Annotated in this window: 12 protein-coding genes; 7 read left to right on the plus strand and 5 right to left on the minus strand. The window is 72.8% G+C overall.

What is annotated here, in order from left to right; all coding sequences use genetic code 11:
• Positions 1 to 16 precede the first annotated feature (16 nt).
• The 3 genes from AB0C12_RS23980 to AB0C12_RS23990 are packed head-to-tail and all read left to right on the plus strand — an operon-like array spanning position 17 to position 3,095.
• Complete coding sequence (locus AB0C12_RS23980) at positions 17 to 1,276, plus strand: histidine kinase (protein ID WP_360551412.1); 1,260 nt, start codon at positions 17 to 19, stop codon at positions 1,274 to 1,276.
• Positions 1,273 to 1,947: a response regulator transcription factor gene (locus tag AB0C12_RS23985; protein WP_360551414.1), complete on the plus strand. Its 675-nt coding sequence runs from the start codon at positions 1,273 to 1,275 to the stop codon at positions 1,945 to 1,947. Before AB0C12_RS23980 ends, AB0C12_RS23985 begins: the two co-directional genes overlap by 4 nt.
• A complete protein-coding gene (locus AB0C12_RS23990) occupies positions 1,944 to 3,095 on the plus strand; it encodes a hypothetical protein (protein ID WP_360551416.1) in 1,152 nt (383 codons plus the stop codon). Before AB0C12_RS23985 ends, AB0C12_RS23990 begins: the two co-directional genes overlap by 4 nt.
• Before the next feature lie 397 nt (positions 3,096 to 3,492).
• Here AB0C12_RS23990 and AB0C12_RS23995 read toward each other — a convergent pair whose 3' ends face one another.
• Genes AB0C12_RS23995 through AB0C12_RS24005 form a run of 3 tightly spaced genes read right to left on the minus strand, consistent with a single transcriptional unit; the run spans position 3,493 to position 8,329 of the window.
• Positions 3,493 to 4,533: a hypothetical protein gene (locus tag AB0C12_RS23995; protein ID WP_360551418.1), complete on the minus strand. Its 1,041-nt coding sequence runs from the start codon at positions 4,531 to 4,533 to the stop codon at positions 3,493 to 3,495.
• Positions 4,533 to 7,652 (minus strand): isoleucine--tRNA ligase, encoded by a 3,120-nt coding sequence (ileS, locus tag AB0C12_RS24000; protein WP_360551420.1) that lies wholly within the window; start codon positions 7,650 to 7,652, stop codon positions 4,533 to 4,535. Before ileS ends, AB0C12_RS23995 begins: the two co-directional genes overlap by 1 nt.
• Positions 7,653 to 7,708: 56 nt before the next feature.
• On the minus strand, positions 7,709 to 8,329 hold the full coding sequence (locus tag AB0C12_RS24005; RefSeq protein ID WP_360551422.1) for an L-threonylcarbamoyladenylate synthase: 621 nt from the start codon (positions 8,327 to 8,329) through the stop codon (positions 7,709 to 7,711).
• A 114-nt stretch (positions 8,330 to 8,443) separates the two neighbouring features.
• Between AB0C12_RS24005 and AB0C12_RS24010 the strand changes: the two genes are divergently transcribed.
• Positions 8,444 to 10,366: a hypothetical protein gene (locus AB0C12_RS24010; protein ID WP_360551424.1), complete on the plus strand. Its 1,923-nt coding sequence runs from the start codon at positions 8,444 to 8,446 to the stop codon at positions 10,364 to 10,366.
• 1 nt (position 10,367) lies between these two features.
• Here AB0C12_RS24010 and AB0C12_RS24015 read toward each other — a convergent pair whose 3' ends face one another.
• Positions 10,368 to 10,838: a MarR family transcriptional regulator gene (locus AB0C12_RS24015; protein ID WP_360551426.1), complete on the minus strand. Its 471-nt coding sequence runs from the start codon at positions 10,836 to 10,838 to the stop codon at positions 10,368 to 10,370.
• 86 nt (positions 10,839 to 10,924) lie between these two features.
• On the opposite strand from AB0C12_RS24015, the gene AB0C12_RS24020 reads away from it, so the two are divergent.
• Positions 10,925 to 13,150 (plus strand): LLM class flavin-dependent oxidoreductase, encoded by a 2,226-nt coding sequence (locus AB0C12_RS24020; protein ID WP_360551428.1) that lies wholly within the window; start codon positions 10,925 to 10,927, stop codon positions 13,148 to 13,150.
• Positions 13,147 to 14,043, plus strand: a complete 897-nt coding sequence (locus tag AB0C12_RS24025; protein ID WP_360551430.1) for an LLM class flavin-dependent oxidoreductase — start codon at positions 13,147 to 13,149, stop codon at positions 14,041 to 14,043. The genes AB0C12_RS24020 and AB0C12_RS24025 overlap by 4 nt, the downstream gene beginning before the upstream one ends.
• Here AB0C12_RS24025 and AB0C12_RS24030 read toward each other — a convergent pair.
• On the minus strand, positions 14,040 to 14,465 hold the full coding sequence (locus tag AB0C12_RS24030) for an NUDIX domain-containing protein (protein ID WP_360551432.1): 426 nt from the start codon (positions 14,463 to 14,465) through the stop codon (positions 14,040 to 14,042). The genes AB0C12_RS24025 and AB0C12_RS24030 overlap by 4 nt on opposite strands.
• 62 nt (positions 14,466 to 14,527) lie before the next feature.
• Here AB0C12_RS24030 and AB0C12_RS24035 point away from each other — a divergent pair, with 62 nt between their 5' ends.
• A complete protein-coding gene (locus AB0C12_RS24035; protein WP_360551434.1) occupies positions 14,528 to 18,124 on the plus strand; it encodes a DUF4132 domain-containing protein in 3,597 nt (1,198 codons plus the stop codon).
• Positions 18,125 to 18,178 lie beyond the last annotated feature (54 nt).

Below are 18,178 nucleotides of genomic sequence, written 5' to 3' on the forward strand. Positions count from 1 at the left end.
GCGTAACGTGATCGTCATGGAGCTGGGCGAGGTGCGTGAGACGCGGGCGTGGCAGGCCGTACGCCGGCACCCGCAGCTCTGCGACGCAGCCCTGGCCCTCGCCGTGCTGGTGCCGGTGATCCTGGCCGTGCGGCGCGGCGGGCACGGCGAGGAGCCCCGCATGCTGGGCACCGCCGACCTGACCGCCGCGGCCATCGGCTTCGTGGCGATCACCTTCCGCCGCCGCTACACCCTGGCCGGGCTCATCCTCACCACGTTCGCCACGATCCTGTTCACCGTCCAGCAGGGTGATCGGCAGCCGATGCTGATGATCGCCCTGGTCCTGCTCTTCTTCACGCACGCCGCGTGGGCCGACCGGCGCACGGCGTGGCTCACCGCCGGTTGCCTCGGGACGGTTGTCTGCCTGAGCGGGGTGATCTGGGCCGGTGGCAGCTGGTACGCCGCGGACAATCTCGGCGCGCTGGCCTGGATCGGCATGGCCACCGCGGTCGGCGACGCGACCCGCAGCCGGCGGGCGTACGTGGCCGAGGTCGAGGAACGCGCCCGCCGCGCCGAGCAGAGCCGCGACGAGGAGGCCCGGCGTCAGGTCGTCGAGGAACGCCTACGGATCGCCCGTGAGCTGCACGACGTCGTGGCCCACCACATCGCGGTCATCAAGGTGCAGGCCACCGGGGCCAAACACATCCTGCACCTGCGTCCGGAGCAGGTCGCCCCGGCGCTGGACCACATCAGCCGCTCCTCGGACGCGGTGCTGAAGGAGATCGCTTCGGTGGTCGGCCTGCTGCGCAGCTCCGACGACCTGGACGGGGGCGAGGCGCCGGCCACCGAACCGACCCGCGGCCTGGCCCGGCTGTCCGGCCTGCTCGACGACCTGGCCGCGGCCGGCCTGCGGGTCGACCACCGCCGGCTCGGCGAAGCCCGGGAGCTGCCCGCGCTGGTCGACCTCGCGGCGTTCCGGATCGCCCAGGAAGCATTGACCAACGCCCAGAAGTACGGCGACGGCACCGCCCGGCTCACCGTGGCCTACACCGCCGACGGGGTGACGCTGGACATCACCAACCAGGTCCGGCCCGACGTCCCGAGGTCTGGCTCGGGCTACGGCATCATCGGCATGCGGGAGCGTGCCGCCTCGACCGGAGGAGCGCTGACCGCGGGCCCGGATGTCAACGGCCGCTTCACGGTCCACGCCGATCTCCCCAGCGCGGACCTCCCGCCCCGCGACCACGCAGAGCGGCTGAACGCGAGGGCTGTCGACGGCGAGCAGGTGCTGTCATGACGATCCGGGTGCTGCTGGTTGATGACCAGCCGCTGATCCGGGCCGGCTTCCGGATGTTCGTCGAGCCCGACCCCGAGGTTGAGGTCGTCGGTGAGGCCGGGACCGGTCGTGAGGCCGTCGAGCTCGCTCGTTCGGCCCGTGCCGACGTCGTGCTCATGGACATCCGGATGCCGGACATGGACGGCATCGAGGCCACCCGGCGGATCGCCGCGGCCGAGGATCTGGCCGGGGTGCGAGTGCTGGTCCTGACGACTTTCGAGAACGACGACAACGTCGTGCTCGCCCTGCGGGCCGGGGCCAGCGGCTTCCTCGGCAAGCACGTCGATCCCGCCGATCTGCTGCACGCCATCCGGGTCGTCGCCGCCGGTGAGGCGTTGCTGTCGCCCGCCGCCACGCGTGGGCTGGTCAGCCGCTTCCTGAGCCAGCCGGTGCCGAGTGCGCTGCCGGCCGCCCTGGAGCTGGGCGGGCTCACCGACCGGGAGCGGGAGGTGCTGGCACTGGTGGCGTACGGGCTGTCGAACGAGGAGATCGCCGAGCGGCTCTACCTGTCGCCGCTGACCGTGAAGACGCACATCAACCGGGCCATGGGCAAGCTCGGTGTCCGGGACCGGGCGCAACTGGTCGTCATCGCGTACCAGAGTGGTCTGGTCCGCCCGGGTGACCAGCCGTGAGCGCGCTCGTTCTCGCGGTCCTGCTCTGCGTCGCGTCAGCGGCGGGTTATGCGGCCGCGGCCGTGCTGCAGGCACGGCTGGCGCAGCAGCCGCTCAGCGCGCTGCTCGGGATGCCGCTGTGGTGGGCGGCCATCGCGCTCAACGGGGTCGGCGCGGCCCTGCACGTGGTCGCGCTGCGCTACGGGCCGTTGTCGCTGGTCCAGCCGTTCGGGGTGCTGACTCTGGTGCTGGCGGTGCCGCTCGCGGCGATGCTGGCCCGGCGGGCGGTCACCCGGATCGAGGGCCGGGGCATCGGGCTGACGGTGGCCGGGCTGATCGGCATCCTGCTGCTGGCCGGTACGACCACCGGCATCGCGGTGCTGACCACGGCCCAGCTCGTCGGCCTGTTGCTGGTCACGGCGGCGCTGCTGACCGCACTGGGCGGGTGGGGTGCGGTGCCCGGCGCTTCGGGCCTGTGGACGGCGGCCGCGGCCGGGGTGTCGTTCGGCGTCTCGTCGGCCCTGACCCAAACCGTCGCGGTGCACGTCACGGACGACGGGTTCGGTGCGCTGCTCAACCCGACGGTCGCCGTCGCGGCGCTCGCGATCGCTGTGCTGTCGACCGCTGGGACGTTGTTCACGCAGCGTTCCTATCGTGACGGGCTGGGCGCGCCGCTGGCGGTGAGCACGCTCGCCAATCCGGTCGCGGCGGCGGCCATCGGGCTGGTGCTGCTGGGGGAGCAGATCACCGGTGGGCTGCTCGGGGCGGCGGTGGCGGTGGTGAGCGCGGTGGTCGCGGCGGCGGGCGTGACCCTGCTGACCCGCGCCCAGGTGCGGGAGGTCGGGACTCGCCAGCCCGGCACCCGCGAGACGATCGCCCGCGAGACGATCGCCCGGGAGAGGGCGGCCCGGGAGACGGCGGGCCGAGAGAGGGCGGGCCTAGAGAGGGCAGCTCGGGAGATGGTGGCCCGGGAGATGGCGGGCCGGGAGATGGCGGGCCGGGAGATGGCGGGCCGCGCGATGACGGCCCACGCGACGGCGCGGGCACTGCCCCGGATGGCGGCGGTTGCGGCGAGCAGCGCCGCGGCCCGGCCGCTGCCGCTGATGAGTGCCGCCGGCAAGGCCGCCCGGATGCCCACTGCGCCGGGCAGAATGCCCCCGCCCGCCTGAGCAGGCCGAGCCGCGGCGACGCCGAGCTGCGCCGAGCCGCGCCCGCGCCGAGCCGCGCCCGCGCCGAGCCGCGCCGAGCCGCGCCCGCGCCGGCCGCGCCCGCGCTGAGCCGCGCCCGCGCCGGCCGCGCCCGCGCCGGCCGCGCCCGCGCTGAGCCGCGCCCGCGCCGGCCGCGCCCGCGCCGGCCGCGCCCGCGCTGAGCCGCGCCCGCGCCGAGCCGCGCCGAGCCGCGCCCACGCCGAGCCGCGCTGACGCCCAGCGCGCTGACGCCTAGCGCGCCCACGCCCAGCGCGGACCGCCGGTGGCCACCGTCGAGGTCAGGCTCCGCGATCTCGGTCTCGAACGCGACGCCGGCCAGGCCAGGCCAGGCCAGGCCAGGCCAGGCCAGAACAAAATGTCACACTCCGTGAGCCAGCCAGACCCGATCGCCGGCGACCAGCAGGACGTCACCGTTGTGACCGGCCACAGCGGACAGCGGGCTCGCGCCGCGCGGTGTCGTGACGGTCACCCAGGATCGGCCGCCGTCGCCGGAGCGCCACAGGTCACCGGCCGCCGCGTACAACCGGCCGGCTGAGACGGTCAGCGACCGTACGCCGGTGGCGTCGGGCTTGCCGAAGCGGCCGACCGCCGTCCAGTCCGGGCCTCGCCACGCGCCGAAGGTGTCACCGCGCGGGCCGACCGCGATCAGCTGGTCGCCCAGCCGGACCACGCGTTGCAGCTCGTCGTAGCCGTCCTCGTCGGGGACCTCCGCGCGCTGCCAAGCGCTGCCGTCGACCGAGCTCCACGCGGCGGGTGCGTTGCCGGAGCTGCCGACGAGCAGGAACCGTCCGTCCAGGACAGCGCCGTCCCGCGCGAAGGCCCGGCCCAGACCGGGAGCGTTCTCGAAGAGGCGGAAGCGCGTGCCGTCCGGGGAGAGCCAGGCCGCCGCGCCGCTGGTCCGGTTGCCGGCGATGAGGAATCCCGCCGCGCCGCCCGAGATCCGGCCGACGTCGACCGCCGTGTCACCGCCGTACGTCTCGAAGGGCGCCGCCGCCTCGGCGAGTGAACCGTCCGGGCGCTGATACCAGGTGCTGGTCCGCGGGTTGCCGTGCGCGCCACCGCTGCGCGAGCCGACCGCCGCGATCCGGCCGTTCGCGCAGCCCACGGCGTACAGGACGCTGCGCGGGCCGTAGTAGCTGCCGGGCAGCGGGGTCAGCGTGAGGCTGCGCCAGCTCCGGCCGTCCGTGCTGTCCCAGACGGCCGGGCTGGTTTCGCCGTCGGTGCCGACGCGGCCGCCGACCACGTACCAGTGCTCGCCGCACGCGACCGCATCCCGCAGCAGCCGCGGGCCGCCCGGCCCGGGCAGCGACAGCTCCGTCCAGGCGTTGGCGGGCGCCGACGCGCAGGCGCCGACCAGCGCGAGGGCGGCGAGCGCGCGCAGCAACCTGACCGCCGGCATCAGGCCTTCCGCAGCCAGAACGTGAGACCCATCGCCTCCTCGCGGAACGGGACGGCCTCGGCCCAGGAGGGCTCACCGGGGGCGTAGTCCGTGGCCAGCACCTCGTCGGCGACCAGCTGAGCGTGCTCCTCCAGCGCGGCCGCCGTGTCGTCGTCGGTGGCCGCGTAACGCAGCGCGATCCGGTCGGAGACCTCCAGGCCGCTGGACTTGCGGGCCTCCTGGATCAGCCGGATCGCGTCGCGGGCCAGGCCGGCCCGGCGCAGCTCCGGCGTCAGGTGCAGATCCAGGGCGAGGGTCGCGCCGCCCTCGGCGGCGACCGCCCAACCCTCGCGCGGCGTCTCGGTGATGATCACCTCGTCGGGGCTGAGCGTGACGGTCTCGTCGCCGACCATGACTGTGGCGGTGCCGGTCGAGCGAAGGGACTCCTTCAGCGCTGTCGCGTCGGCGGCGACCACCGCGGCCGCCACCTGCTGCACACCCTTGCCGAAACGCTTGCCCAACGGCCGGAAGTTGGCCTTCGCCGTGGTGTCCACCAGCGAGTCGCCCGCCGCGCCGACCGCCAGCACGACGCCGACGTTCAGCTCGGCCGCGATCTCGGCGAGCAGCTCGGGGGAGAGGCCGGCGAACCCGTGCGCCGACGCCAGCGCCCGCGACAGCGGCTGCCGGGTCTTCATGCCCGAGTCGGCCCGCGCCGCGCGGCCCAGCTCGACCAGCCGGCGGGCCAGCGCCATCTGCTCGATCAGCGCCGGGTCGATCAAGGACTCGTCGGCGATCGGGTACGCGGCCAGGTGCACCGAGGGCGCGGCGGTCGGCGTGACCGGCACGACCATGTCCTGCCAGATCCGCTCGGTGATGAACGGCGTGATCGGCGCCATCAGCAGCGTCACGGTGGCCAGCGCCTCGTGCAGCGTGGCCAGCGCGGCCGGGTCCCCGCGCCAGAAGCGGCGGCGGCTGCGGCGCACGTACCAGTTGGACAGGTCGTCGATGAACGCGGCGAGCAGCTTGCCGGCCTCGTGGGTGTCGAAGGCGGCCAGCGCCGCGTCCACGTCCCGGGACAGCGTGTGCAGCTCGGACAGGACCCAGCGGTCCAGGACCGGGCGGTCGGCCGGCGCCGGGTCCGACTCCGACGGCGTCCAGCCGGCGGTACGCCCGTACAGCGCCTGGAAAGCGGCCGTGTTCCAGTACGTCAGCAGGGTCTTGCGGACCACCTCCTGCAGGGTGGTGTGCCCGACCCGCCGCGACGACCACGGTGAGCCGACGGCGGCCATGAACCACCGCACCGCGTCCGCACCGTGCCGTTCCAGCAGCGGCAGCGGCTCGAGGATGTTGCCCAGGTGCTTGGACATCTTGCGGCCGTCCTCGGCCACGATGTGGCCCAGGCAGACCACGTTCTCGTACGCGGACCGGTCGAACACCAGCGTGCCGATGGCCATCAGCGTGTAGAACCAGCCGCGGGTCTGGTCGATCGCCTCGGAGATGAACTGCGCCGGATAGCTGCGCTCGAACAGCTCCTTGTTGCGGTACGGGTAGCCGAACTGGGCGAACGGCATCGCGCCGGAGTCGTACCAGGCGTCGATGACGTCGGGCACCCGGGTGGCGGTGGCGCCGCACTCGCAGGCGAAGGTGACCGCGTCGATGAACGGCCGGTGCGGCTCCAGCCCGGACAGGTCCTCGCCGGTGCGCTCGCTCAGCTCGTGCAGGGAGCCGATGCAGGTCAGGTGGCCTTCCGGGCAGCGCCAGATGGGCAGTGGGGTGCCCCAGTAGCGCTGCCGGGAGAGCGCCCAGTCGACGTTGTTGGTCAGCCAGTCGCCGTAGCGGCCGTGCTTGATCGTCGCGGGCTGCCAGTTGGTGCGCTCGTTCTCGCGCAGCAGCTGCTCGCGGACGGCTGTGGTGCGTACGTACCAGGACGGCTGCGCGTAGTAGATCAGTGGCGTGTGGCACCGCCAGCAGTGCGGGTAGCTGTGCTCGTACGGGGTCTCTCGGAACAGCAGGCCGCGGCTCTGCAGGTCGGTCACCAGCGCGGCATCCGCGGTCTTGAAGAACACGCCACCGACCAGGGGCACCTCCGGCGCGAACGTGCCGTCGGGGCGTACCGGATTGACCATCGGCAGCCCGTAGGCCCGGCAGCTGGCCAGGTCGTCCGCGCCGAAGGCGGGCGACTGGTGCACCAGGCCGGTGCCGCTGTCGGTGGTCACGTACGACGCCAGGATCACGATGTGCGCGTCCGGCACCTCGACCAGGTCGAACGGCGGCCGGTAGGTCCAGCGTTCGAGCTCCTTGCCGCCGAAGGTGGCCACCACCGTCCAGGCCGCGCCGAGCACCTCGGCGAGCAGGTCCGAAGCGACGACGAGCTGCTCGTTGCCGTCGGTCGCCACGACGTAGGTGACGTCGGGGTTGACCGCGACGGCGGTGTTGGAGACCAGCGTCCAGGGTGTCGTGGTCCAGACCAGCAACGAGGCCTGCCCGGCGAACGGGCCCGAGGTCAGCGGGAAGCGCACGTAGACCGACGGGTCGACGTCCTGCTCGTAGCCCTGGGCCAGCTCGTGGTCGGACAGGGCGGTCTGGTCCCGCGGGCACCAGGGCGCCACCCGGAAGTCCTCGACCAGCAGGCCCTTGTCGAAGATCCGTTGCAGCGACCACCAGACCGACTCGATGTAGCCCGGGTCCATGGTCCGGTACGCGTCGTCCATGTCGACCCAGTAGCCCATCCGCCGGGTCAGCTCGGCGAACGCGTCCGTGTGCCGGGTCACCGAGGCGCGGCAGCGGGCGTTGAACTCGGCGATGCCGTACGCCTCGATGTCCTGCTTGCCGGTGAAGCCGAGCTCCTTCTCCACCGCGAGCTCGACCGGCAGGCCGTGGCAGTCCCAGCCGGCCTTGCGGGCGACGTGGAAGCCCTTCATCGTCTTGTACCGCGGGAAGACGTCCTTGAAGACCCGGCTCTCGATGTGGTGCGTGCCGGGCATGCCGTTCGCGGTGGGCGGGCCCTCGTAGAAAATCCACTCCGGCCGGCCCGCGGACTGCTCGAGGCTGCGGTGGAACACACTCTCGGCCTGCCAGAAATGCAGCACCTCGTGGTCCAGCGCACCCAGATCGACCTGGGCCGGCACGGGCAGATACATCGTCGTTTCCTCTTCTCGGAACGTGGTACCCACCAGCCTAGGGGCGGCCGCCACCGTTATTCGAAGCGCGTCGGGTCGCCCGCCCCGACCCGCAGGATCTCCGGTTCGCCGCCGGACAGGTCGATGACGGTGGTCGGGACCGTGCCGCACTCGCCGGAGTCGATCACCGCGTCCACCACGTGGTCGAGCCGTTCCTTGATCTCCCAGCCCTGGGTGAGCGGCTCCTCCTCGCCCGGCAGCAGCAGGGTGCTGGAGAGCAGCGGCTCGCCCAGCTCGGCGAGGATCGCGCTGGTCACCGTGTTCTCCGGGATGCGTACCCCGACGGTCTTCTTCTTGGGGTGCAGCAGCCGGCGCGGGACCTCGCGGGTGGCGGGCAGGATGAAGGTGTAGCTGCCGGGGGTGGCCGCCTTGACCGCCCGGAAGACCGCGTTGTTGATCTGCACGAACTGGCCGAGCTGGGCGAAGTCGCGGCAGATCAGGGTGAAGTGGTGGTCGCTGCCCAGATGGCGGATCTCGCGGATCCGGTCGAGGCCCTTGGCGTTGCCGATCCGGCAGCCCAGGGCGTAACAGGAGTCGGTCGGATATGCGATCAGCCCGTCGTCCTGCAGGATGCGGACCACCTGGGAGATGGACCGGGCCTGCGGATTGTCCGGATGTACGTCGAAATACTTCGCCACCGGAAGAGCTTAGAACCTGGGCCCGGTGAATCGCGGTAACCGTGGCACCAACGTATCCATGCCTTTACCTGCGTCAATCTTTACCCGGTGTCCGCGGAGTGGCAGCGTGACCACATGAGACGGAGAGCCGCGCTCGTCGTTGCGCTGATTACGGCGATGGTGGGTGCGTCCGCGGGAGCAGCGGGCGCCGCACCGAAATCCTCGTACGCCTACCTGCATCCCGGTGGCCAGCCCCGGCTGACCGAGAAGGTGCCGGTCAACGTGGTCTTCCTCGGCTACGAGCCGGATCAGGTGGGCCGGGCCGCCTACCTGTCCGGCCTGCCGAAGAAGTACGAACCCGTCGTCCGCTACCGGCTGGTCTACGGCCAGACCGAGAAGCTGGGTATCACCTACACCTACGACTACAAGGTCAGCTACGGCAGCCGGTCGTACGAGGACAAGTTCTTCCGGCAGCTGGGCAAGCTGGCCAAGCCCGCGCCGCTGACGGAATATCAGACCGCCTACAACGAGCAGGCCAAGAACGTCAGGGACATCACGGCCAACCACGCCATCGACGCGCCCAGCGTGGAGAAGTGGCTCGCGTACCACCCGCCCGCCGGGGTCGACACCCGGCGCAACACGATCTTCTTCATCAACTGGTACGGCCGCTCCGATTTCAAGTTCCACGTCTACACCAAGACCGGCGAGCCGGACCCCGACACCGGCTACGACTTCGGCCAGGAGCGGGACAGCCGCAAGGTCATCGCCTGGGGCGGCACCACCGCCGACGACGAGGAGACCGGCCTGGGCAGCACCCGGCGGGTGTGGTTCCACGACCTGTCGGCCGGTCCCGAGTCCTGGACCAGCAACTACGACGTCGACCACCCGGACCTCGACGGTGACGGCGAGGTCGACTACCGGATGCCGCCCACCTGGGAATACACCGCCGGCGGCTTCCGAGCGCCCGGCGCCCTGGCCGGTGACCTCTCGCTGATCACCCGCTACGTCGCGCTGAACCTGCTGATGACGTCGTCGCCGCTCTACCCGGTCGAGCTGCCCACGCCGGAACCGCCCAAGTCGCTCAACATCGACAGCAACACCTACGAGGGCTGGCCCGGCGTCGACGCGTCGCAGCGCTACATCACCCCCGAGCTGCTGGTCGACGAGCTCTCCGAGCTGCGCTGGCGCAACCGGCTGGACTTCGACAACCAGGACCTGCCGTACGACGCCAAGGCCGAGGAGTGCTACCTGGGGGTGCTCACCGACACGAGCTGCTACCCCGACTCGGGCTACCCGGCGTTCGCCAACCTGTACCTCTACAACTGGGCGAACCTGGAACGCACCAAGGACGACGCCGGCCGGGTCGACTACGAGATCCCGGTGTTCAACTACGCCGTCGGTGAGGGCGTGGACGTGCCGGCGCTCGGCTTCGCCGACGACAACTACGTCGACGGCACCCAGACCGGGGTCTTCACCTTCATCTCGCCGGACGTCGTCGCCTCCGGGTACGGCCTGACCACCACCCAGATCCACGAGGTCGGCCACCACCTGGGCATGAGCCACCCGCACGACGGCTACGACAGCGAGACCGGGGTGGACTACGAGCCGGCGGGCCGGTTCCTGTTCGCCAACGCCGGCGACGAGAGCAACTCGATGATGAGCTACATCGACGTCAACTGGGACTTCAGCCAGTTCGACCGGGACAACAGCGACCGGTTCCTGACGGCGGCGTACCACGAGGCCGCGAACCGGCTGGCCGCCGATGTGCTGGCGTCGTCCCGGGCGTCGCGGGCGAAGGCGCAGCTGCGCGCGGCCGATGTGCTGCTGGGCCTGTCGACCAGGGCGTTCGCGCGGCACGACTACCGGGCCGCGTACGCGTTCGCCGAGGGCGCCTACAACCAGGTTGTCGCCGGTGCGAAGCGGGCCGGGGTCGACCCGGCCGGTGCGGCCAAGGCGCTGGCGACCGAGGCTGACGCCGCCCGCCGGACCGTCGAGGTGCACAGCCCGCACGAGTTCATCGACACGCTGGCGCCGGACAGCCCGCGCAGTCAGCCGTAGGTCAGGCCTCTGCCCGGGGCCGCGCGTGCGCGTGGTCCCGGGCGGAGTCGTCCGTCAGCCGGGCCACCACCTGGTCCGAGATCGCGGTGAGCGCGGCGAGCTGGTCATCGGTCAGCACGTCGCCGAAGTAGCGGCGGACCGCGGCGCCGTGACAGGCCCGGGCGGCGGCGATCTGCTCACGGCCCTTGTCGGTGAGCTCCACCACCGCGCCGGCGGTCTTGGTGATCAGCCCGCGGCCCTGCATCCGGCGCAGCTGGTGGGACAGCCGTGACTTCTCCCACTCCAGGCCGCAGCGCAGGGCGATCGAGCGCGCTGTGCCGCCAGGTGATTCCTCCAGGAGGAACAGGATGTCGAAGTCGGCCTCGGACAGCCCGGTGGAGCGGTAGAGCTCACGGCTGATCCGGCCGTTGAGTTGCAGGCGCATGCGCTGATACGCCTGCCAGGCGGCGGAGACGTCGGCGGTCGCACTCACGCCGGGAATCGTACTTCCATTTGCCGGAAGGCCGCCGGTTGATGTATCAACTAGGTTGATGTGTCAACCAGGGTGAGGGGTACGCGATGAACTACGGACACCCGTTGACGTTCGGCGTCCTCGTCGCGTCGTCGGCCGGGACGCCCGAGGAGGCAGCCGACCTGGCCCGCCACGCGGAGGAGCTCGGCTACGACCTGGTCACCGTCGAGGACCGCCCGGACGAGCCGGGGCTGCTCGACGCGTGGACCGTGCTGGGCTGGGTCGCCGGGCGTACCGGGCGGGTGCGGCTGGCGCCGGCCGCACTCAGCGTCCCCCTGCGTGATCCCGCGGTGCTGGCCCGCGCCGCGGCGAGCCTGGACCTGCTCTCGGACGGCCGGTTGGAGCTGGTGCTCGGTGGGGGCGGCGATCAGGACGCGATCCAGGCGATGGGCGGCCACCGGATTGAGACGGACCAGGCGGTCGCCGCGCTGGACGAGGCGATCGACATCGTCCGGGGCGTCCTGGACGCCGGCGAGCCGCGCCCGCTGCGGCACTTGGGCGCGCACTACCGCATCCCGCAGGCACAGCGCGGGCCACTGCCCGCCCATCGCATCCCGATCCGGCTCGACGGCGACCAGTCACCGATGTTGCGGCTCGCCGGGCGCAAGGCGGACGGCTGGGCGGCCACCCTGACCGCGTTCCGCCCCGGTGAGTACGCCGCCGCCAACAAGATCATCGACGAGGCCGCCCTGGAAGCCGGGCGCGAGCCCGCCGAGATCCGGCGCCTGCTGCACATCACCACCGAGCACACCGTGCCGGAGCTGCTCGCGCTGGTGCTGGAGGACGGCGTCAGCACGCTCATCGTCCGGGCCGGGGACACCGCCACGCTGGACCGCTTCGCCCGCGAGGTGATGCCGGCGCTGCGCGAGGCCGCGGCCCGCGAGCTGCCGGCCGCGCCCACGGCCGTCTTCCGGCCCGCGGCGGTACGGGCCAAGCGCCGTCCCGGCATCGACTACGACAACGTGCCCCCGAGCCTGGCCGAGCAGGCCGTCGAGCCCGGTGACCTGGACTACGCCCGGGTGCGCTCGACGTACATGCGCGGCGGGGCGCCCGGTCTCGTCCTGCGGGCGCGCAGCACCGCCGAGGTGGTCGACGCGCTGGCCTTCGTCCGCGCCCATCCCGGCCTGCCCTTCTCGGTACGCAGCGCCGGGCACGGGATCAGCGGACGGTCCACCAACGACGGTGGCCTGGTGCTGAGCGTGGCCGCGATGGACACCGTCGAGGTGCTCGACGAACAGCGCCGGCTGATCCGCGTGGGACCGGGTGCCCGCTGGTCGGAGGTGGCCGACGCGCTGCGGCCGTACGGTTGGGCCCTGAGCTCGGGCGACTACGGCGGCGTCGGGGTCGGTGGCCTGGCCACCGCGGGTGGGGTCGGCTGGCTGGCCCGCAAGCACGGGCTCACCATCGACCACCTGCGCGCGGTGGAGATCGTGCTGGCCGACGGCTCGGTGGTCCGGGCCGCCGAGGACGAGAACCCGGAGCTGTTCTGGGCCGTCCGCGGGGCCGGGGCCAACTTCGGCGTGGTGACCTCCTTCGACTTCGAGGTGGACGAGGTCGGCGAGGTGGGCTGGGCGCAGTTCGTGGTGGGCGCCGACGATCCGGCGGACCTGCTGGTGCGCTGGGGTGCGGCGATCGAGGCCGCGCCGCGCGACCTCAGCGGCCAGCTGATCATGGGCCGGCCGCGTCCGGGGCAGCCCGGCGTCGCGCAGCTGATGGCCATGGTCGACAACGACGACCCGCAGACGATCATCGACCAGCTCACCCCGGTGGCGAGCGCCGGGCCGCTGTACCAGCAGAACGTGGTGCTGGCGCCGTACGCGGCGGTGCTGGCCCGGGCCGGCGACGGCTACCACCAGGCCGAGGGCGAACCGGTCTCGCGGTCCGGGCTCATCGAGCACCTGACCCCGGAGTTCGCGGCGGCCGCGGCCGCGCTGATCGCCAGCGGCGCGATCCACTGGTTCCAGATCCGTACGGTGGGCGGCGCGGTGGCCGACGTCCCGGCCGACGCCACCGCCTACGGCTACCGGTCCGCCAACTTCTCGGTGGTGGTGATGGGCTCCAGCCGGCGCCGGCTCGACCCGCTCTGGGACGCCCTGGCCGCCCACTTCGACGGCCTCTATCTCAGCTTCGAGAGCGACCAGCGCCCGGAACGCCTGGCCGACGCCTTCCCGCCGCGCACCCTGGAACGGTTGCGGGAGCTCAAGCGCCGCTACGACCCGCAGCACCTGTTCCGCGACAACTTCCCGATCCGGACCACCCTGGAGACCCGATGACCGACTACGGGCACGACCTGCTCTTCGGCACGTTCATCACGCCCACCGCGCAACCCGTGCACCAGGCGGTGGAACTGGCCGTCGTCTCGGACCGGGCCGGGCTGGACCTGGCCACCTTCCAGGACCACCCGTACCTGCCGCGCTTCCACGACACCTGGACGCTGCTGTCGTACGCGGCGGCCCGTACCGAACGGATCCACCTCAGCGGCAACGTGCTCAACCTGCCGCTGCGCCCGCCGGCCGTGCTGGGCCGGGCGGCGGCGAGCCTCGACCTGCTCAGCGGCGGCCGGATCGAGCTCGGCATCGGCGCCGGCGGCTTCTGGGACGCGATCGAGGCGATGGGCAGCCGCCGGCTGAGCCCGGGTGAGTCGGTGGCCGCGCTGGCCGAGGGCATCGAGATCATCCGGGAGATCTGGGCCGCCGACAAAACCGGGCCGGTCCAGGTGGAAGGCGACTTCTACCGGGTCAGCGGGGCCAAGCGCGGGCCGGCGCCGGCGCACGACATCAAGATCTGGGTGGGGGCGTACAAGCCGCGGATGCTGCGGCTGATCGGCCGGGCCGCGGACGGCGCCCTGCCGTCGCTGGGCTACCTGCCGAACGGCGCGGACGACCTGACGGCGATCAACCAGCACATCGACGAGGGCGCGCGGGCGGCCGGCCGGGATCCGCGGGCGGTCCGGCGGCTGCTCAACATCAGCGGCGAGTTCGCCCCGGCCGGGCGGGCCTTCCTGCGGGGTCCGGCCGAGCAGTGGGCCGAGGACCTGGCCGGGCTGACCCTGGAGCACGGCGTCAGCGCCTTCATCCTGGCCGCCGACGACCCGGCGACGATCGAGCGCTTCGCGGCCGAGGTGGCCCCGGCCACCCGGGAACTGGTCGCGGCCGAACGTGGCTAACGCACGGGGTAGACGCGCCAGCCGTCGGGCGGGGGCAGGCCGCGCCAGACGGTGAGGCTCATGGCCGACGGCGGGTAGAGCGGCTCGGGCAGCTCGTCCGGGGCGTACCAGCCCCAGTCGGTCAGGACGTCCGGTTCGAGGGCTCGCGGCGGGGTGCCGGGCCACGGTGCCACGGCCGCGGCGGTCATCCCGCTGCCCGTGGTCTGCACGCCGATGGCGATGACTTCGGGCTGCGTACCCCCGATGCCCGCCTCCTCGGCCGCCTCCCGGGCGGCCGCCTGCTCGATGGTCTCGCCGCCCTCGACGTGACCGCCGGGCAGGCACCAGGTCGGCTCCTCGCCGGCCTTGATGCGGTTACCGAGCAGCACCCGCCCGCCCGGATCCACCAAGATCAATCCCACTCCCACCACCGGTCTACCCATCCGATGATTTTGTCGTACCGGATCGCTACCGTGCCTCGCACCGGTGCCGATGGAGGTCGCACATGCGCAGTTTCGAGTTCGCCGACGGCACGTCGGCGAAGTTCTGGGAGATCGACCAGGTCGGCACCGAGGTGACGGTCCGCTGGGGGCGCGTCGGCACAACCGGCCAAACCAAGGTCAAGACCTTCGCCACGGCGGCCGAGGCCACGACCCACGAGGGCAAGCTGATCGCGGAGAAAACCCGGAAGGGGTACGGCGAGACGACCGCGACAACCGCACCGGCGTCCCCCTCCCGCACACCGGACCCGATACCGCCCGCCCCCACCGACGAGGACACCTTCGTCTTTCCAGCCGCCTGGCACCGGCACCGCTACGCCCGCCGGGGCAGCGCCGGCCCCACCACGTTCGTGCCCGACGCCAAGGCGCGCGCGGTGACCGACGAGCTCATCAGCCGCCGCCCCGGCGGAGTCCTCAAGGCCTTCCAGGCACCGGTCACCGATCCGGCCGTGGCCCGGGCCGGCGCGGACTGGCTGGAGGGAGACCCGCAGGCCACCCCGCTCGGAGCAGCCGCCGTCGCCGCCGCGGCCACCCTGGGCAACTGGGACGTCAACGAGAAGTTCGTCGCCTTCGCCGACCTGTGGCTCGCCGAGCGGGGGCTGACCTTCGCCGCCGTGGCCGCGGTCGAGCTGATGACCCTCAAGCTCGACGACGGCCTCCCGCCCGGCCCCCGGGCCGGCGCCCACCAGCACTTCGGCATCCGGGTCATCCGCCCGGGCGAGGAACGCCGCGGCTGGCACAGCGATCCGGCGCTGACGACCGCGCTGCGCGTCCGCACGGCCCTCGCGGCCGCTTCCGAGCCGGAGCACGCCGAGGTGATCGAGGCCATCACGCCGTACCGGGCGGCCGGGGCCTACGCGCGGACGGCCACGTCGGTGCTGGTGCCGACCCGGCAGGAGTGGGTGGCCGAGGACGTCGACGCCGCGATCACCGACGCGGACGGCTCCCGCGCGGCCGCATTGCTGAGCGCCGCCGGCTCGGAAAAGCAGGTGACCGCGCTCGCGGCGATCGTCAGCCCCTACTCCGTGCCCTCGTCGATGGCGATGCTGGCCACCCTGGTCGACGGCGTCGGCGTCGCCGCGGCACCGGCCCTGTTCCACTGGCTCGACACCATCGACTTCGCCGAGGCCGAACGGCGGCTGCTGAGCGTGCTCGCCGTGCTGCCCAGCGACGAGGTGATGCGGGGGCTGATCGACCGGATCGACGTCAAGTACGTGCCGCCGACCCTGCTCGAGGCGGCCGACCGCAGTCCCGCGCGGGCCCTGCGGATGCTCGCCGAGGGTGCCACCAAGCCCGCCGTGGCCGAGCTGCTGCGCGCCCACGTGCTCGCCCACCCCGGCGTCGTCGAGCCGGTCCTGCCGCTGCTCAGCGCCCCGGCCCGGCAGCGCGTGGAGACGATCCGCGAGCAGGCGGCGGCAGTTGTGCCGGCGCCGCTGTCGGCCGTGCCGCCGCTGCTGCTCGACCCGCCGTGGCGGCAGCCGCACCGAGCCGCCAAGCCGGTGGTGATCTCCGGGCTGACCGGCACCGACGCGCCCTCGATCAGCTGGCTCCACGACGAGCGGGAGAGCTGGCGGCAGACCCGCTATGAGACGTATGCCGACGGCACCGGTGACTGGCGGGGCAAGGCCGAGCGGATCGCGGCCGGCACCAGCCGCTGGTCCGAGCCGGCCGAGTTCTTCGTCGCCGCGCCGGAGGAGCTGGCCCGCCCGCTCCTGGCGACCTGGCGAGTGCGCGACACCTGGCAGGCCGCCCTGTGGCTGCGGATCGTCGTCGCCCGGTTCGAGCTCGACGCCCTGCCGGCGGCTCTGGATCTGGCCCGGCGCAGCCCCGCGGAGGCCGCCGGCCTGCTGTTGCCCTTCGCCGCTCCGGAGATCGCGGTTCTGATGGCCGACGCGTACGCACGGCTCAAGAGCGTCCGGGAGACCGCCCTCACCTGGCTGCGCCGGCACCCCGAGGCGGCCGCCCGGGCGCTGGTGCCGGCGGCGCTCGACAAGGCCGGTGTCCCGCGCCGCCAGGCCGAGGAGGCGCTGCTCGCGTTGCACGCCAACGGATACGCCGAGGTCGTGCGCTCGGCCGCCCACAGCTACGGCGACGCGGCGGCCGCGGCCATCCAGACGTTGCTGGAGACCGATCCGCTGTCCGTACTGCCGGCCAAGCTCCCGGCCGTGCCCGCCTGGGCCGTCCCCGGACTGCTGCCTCCGGTGCGGTTGCGTGACGGCACCGGCGCCCTGCCCGCCGAGGCGGTCGTCAACCTGGTGATGGTGCTCGCGCTGGGCCGGGCCGGCACGCCGTACGCCGGGGTCGACGTCGTCCGGCAGGCGTGCGAGCCGGCCGACCTCGCCGAGTTCGCCTGGGGCCTCTTCCAGCGCTGGCAGACCTCCGGCGCCAACAGCAAGGAAAGCTGGGTCCTGGACACTCTGGGCGTGGTGGGCGACGACGAGACCGTCCGCCGGCTGACCCCGGTGATCCTGGCGTGGCCCGGCGAGGGCGGCCACGCCCGCGCGGTCACCGGTGTGCAGGTGCTGGCCCGGATCGGCACCGACGTGGCCCTCATGCACCTGCACGGCATCGCGCAACGGGCGAAGTTCAAGGGGCTCAAGGCGGCCGCGGGTCAGAAGATGGCCGAGGTCGCCGCCGGGCTGGGGCTCAGCGCCGACCAGCTCGCCGACCGGCTGGTGCCCCGGTTCGGGCTCGACGACGCCGGCAGCATGGTGCTCGACTACGGCCCCCGCCAGTTCACGGTCGGCTTCGACGAGCAGCTCCGCCCGTACGTGGCCGACACCGCCGGCAAGCACCTCAAGGCCCTGCCCAAGCCGGGCGCTCGCGACGACGCCGAGCTGGCACCCGCGGCCTACCAGCGATTCGCCGCGCTGAAGAAGGACGTCCGCACGGTCGCCACCGACCAGATCCGCCGCCTCGAACGAGCGATGGTCACCGGCCGCCGCTGGACCGGCGCCGAGTTCCGCCAGCTGTTCGTCGCCCACCCGCTGCTCTGGCACATCGTGCGGCGCCTGGTCTGGGCGGTCTACGACGAGAACGGCCAGCCGACCGGGGCGATCCGGGTGGCCGAGGACAGAAGTTTCTCGGACGTGCACGACGACGAGGTGTCGCTCGCCGACGACGCGTCGGTCGGGGTCGCTCACCCGCTGCACCTGGGCGACCACCGGCCCGACTGGGTCGAGGTCTTCGCCGACTACGAGATCCTGCAACCGTTTGCGCAGCTCAGCCGCGAGACCTTCAGCCTGACCGAGGAGGAGGCGATCGGCGGCCGGCTGAAGCGCTTCGAAGGACACACCGTGCCGACCGGCCGGGTGATCGGCCTCGAACGCAAAGGCTGGCGGCGCGAGACCCCGCAGGACGCGGGCGTGCAGGGCCGCATCGAGCTGGCTGTCGGTCCGGGCCAGGAGGTCGTCATCGGCCTGGAGCCAGGCATCGCGATCGGCGCGATGGACATCTTCCCGGAGCAGACCCTGGAATCGATCTACGTATCCGACGGCACGGTCGGCCGCTGGAGCACCAACCAGGGCCACGTCCCGCTGGGCCGGCTCGATCCGGTCACCGCCTCTGAGATCATCCGCGACCTGACGGAGCTGACCGCATGACTCCCGCTCGCCCGTCCGCCGGCCCGGCCGAAAGCGCCGGTCCTTTCTCCGCCT

The sequence above is a fragment of the Actinoplanes sp. NPDC048967 genome (genome assembly GCF_040649415.1).
Taxonomy (GTDB): domain Bacteria; phylum Actinomycetota; class Actinomycetes; order Mycobacteriales; family Micromonosporaceae; genus Actinoplanes.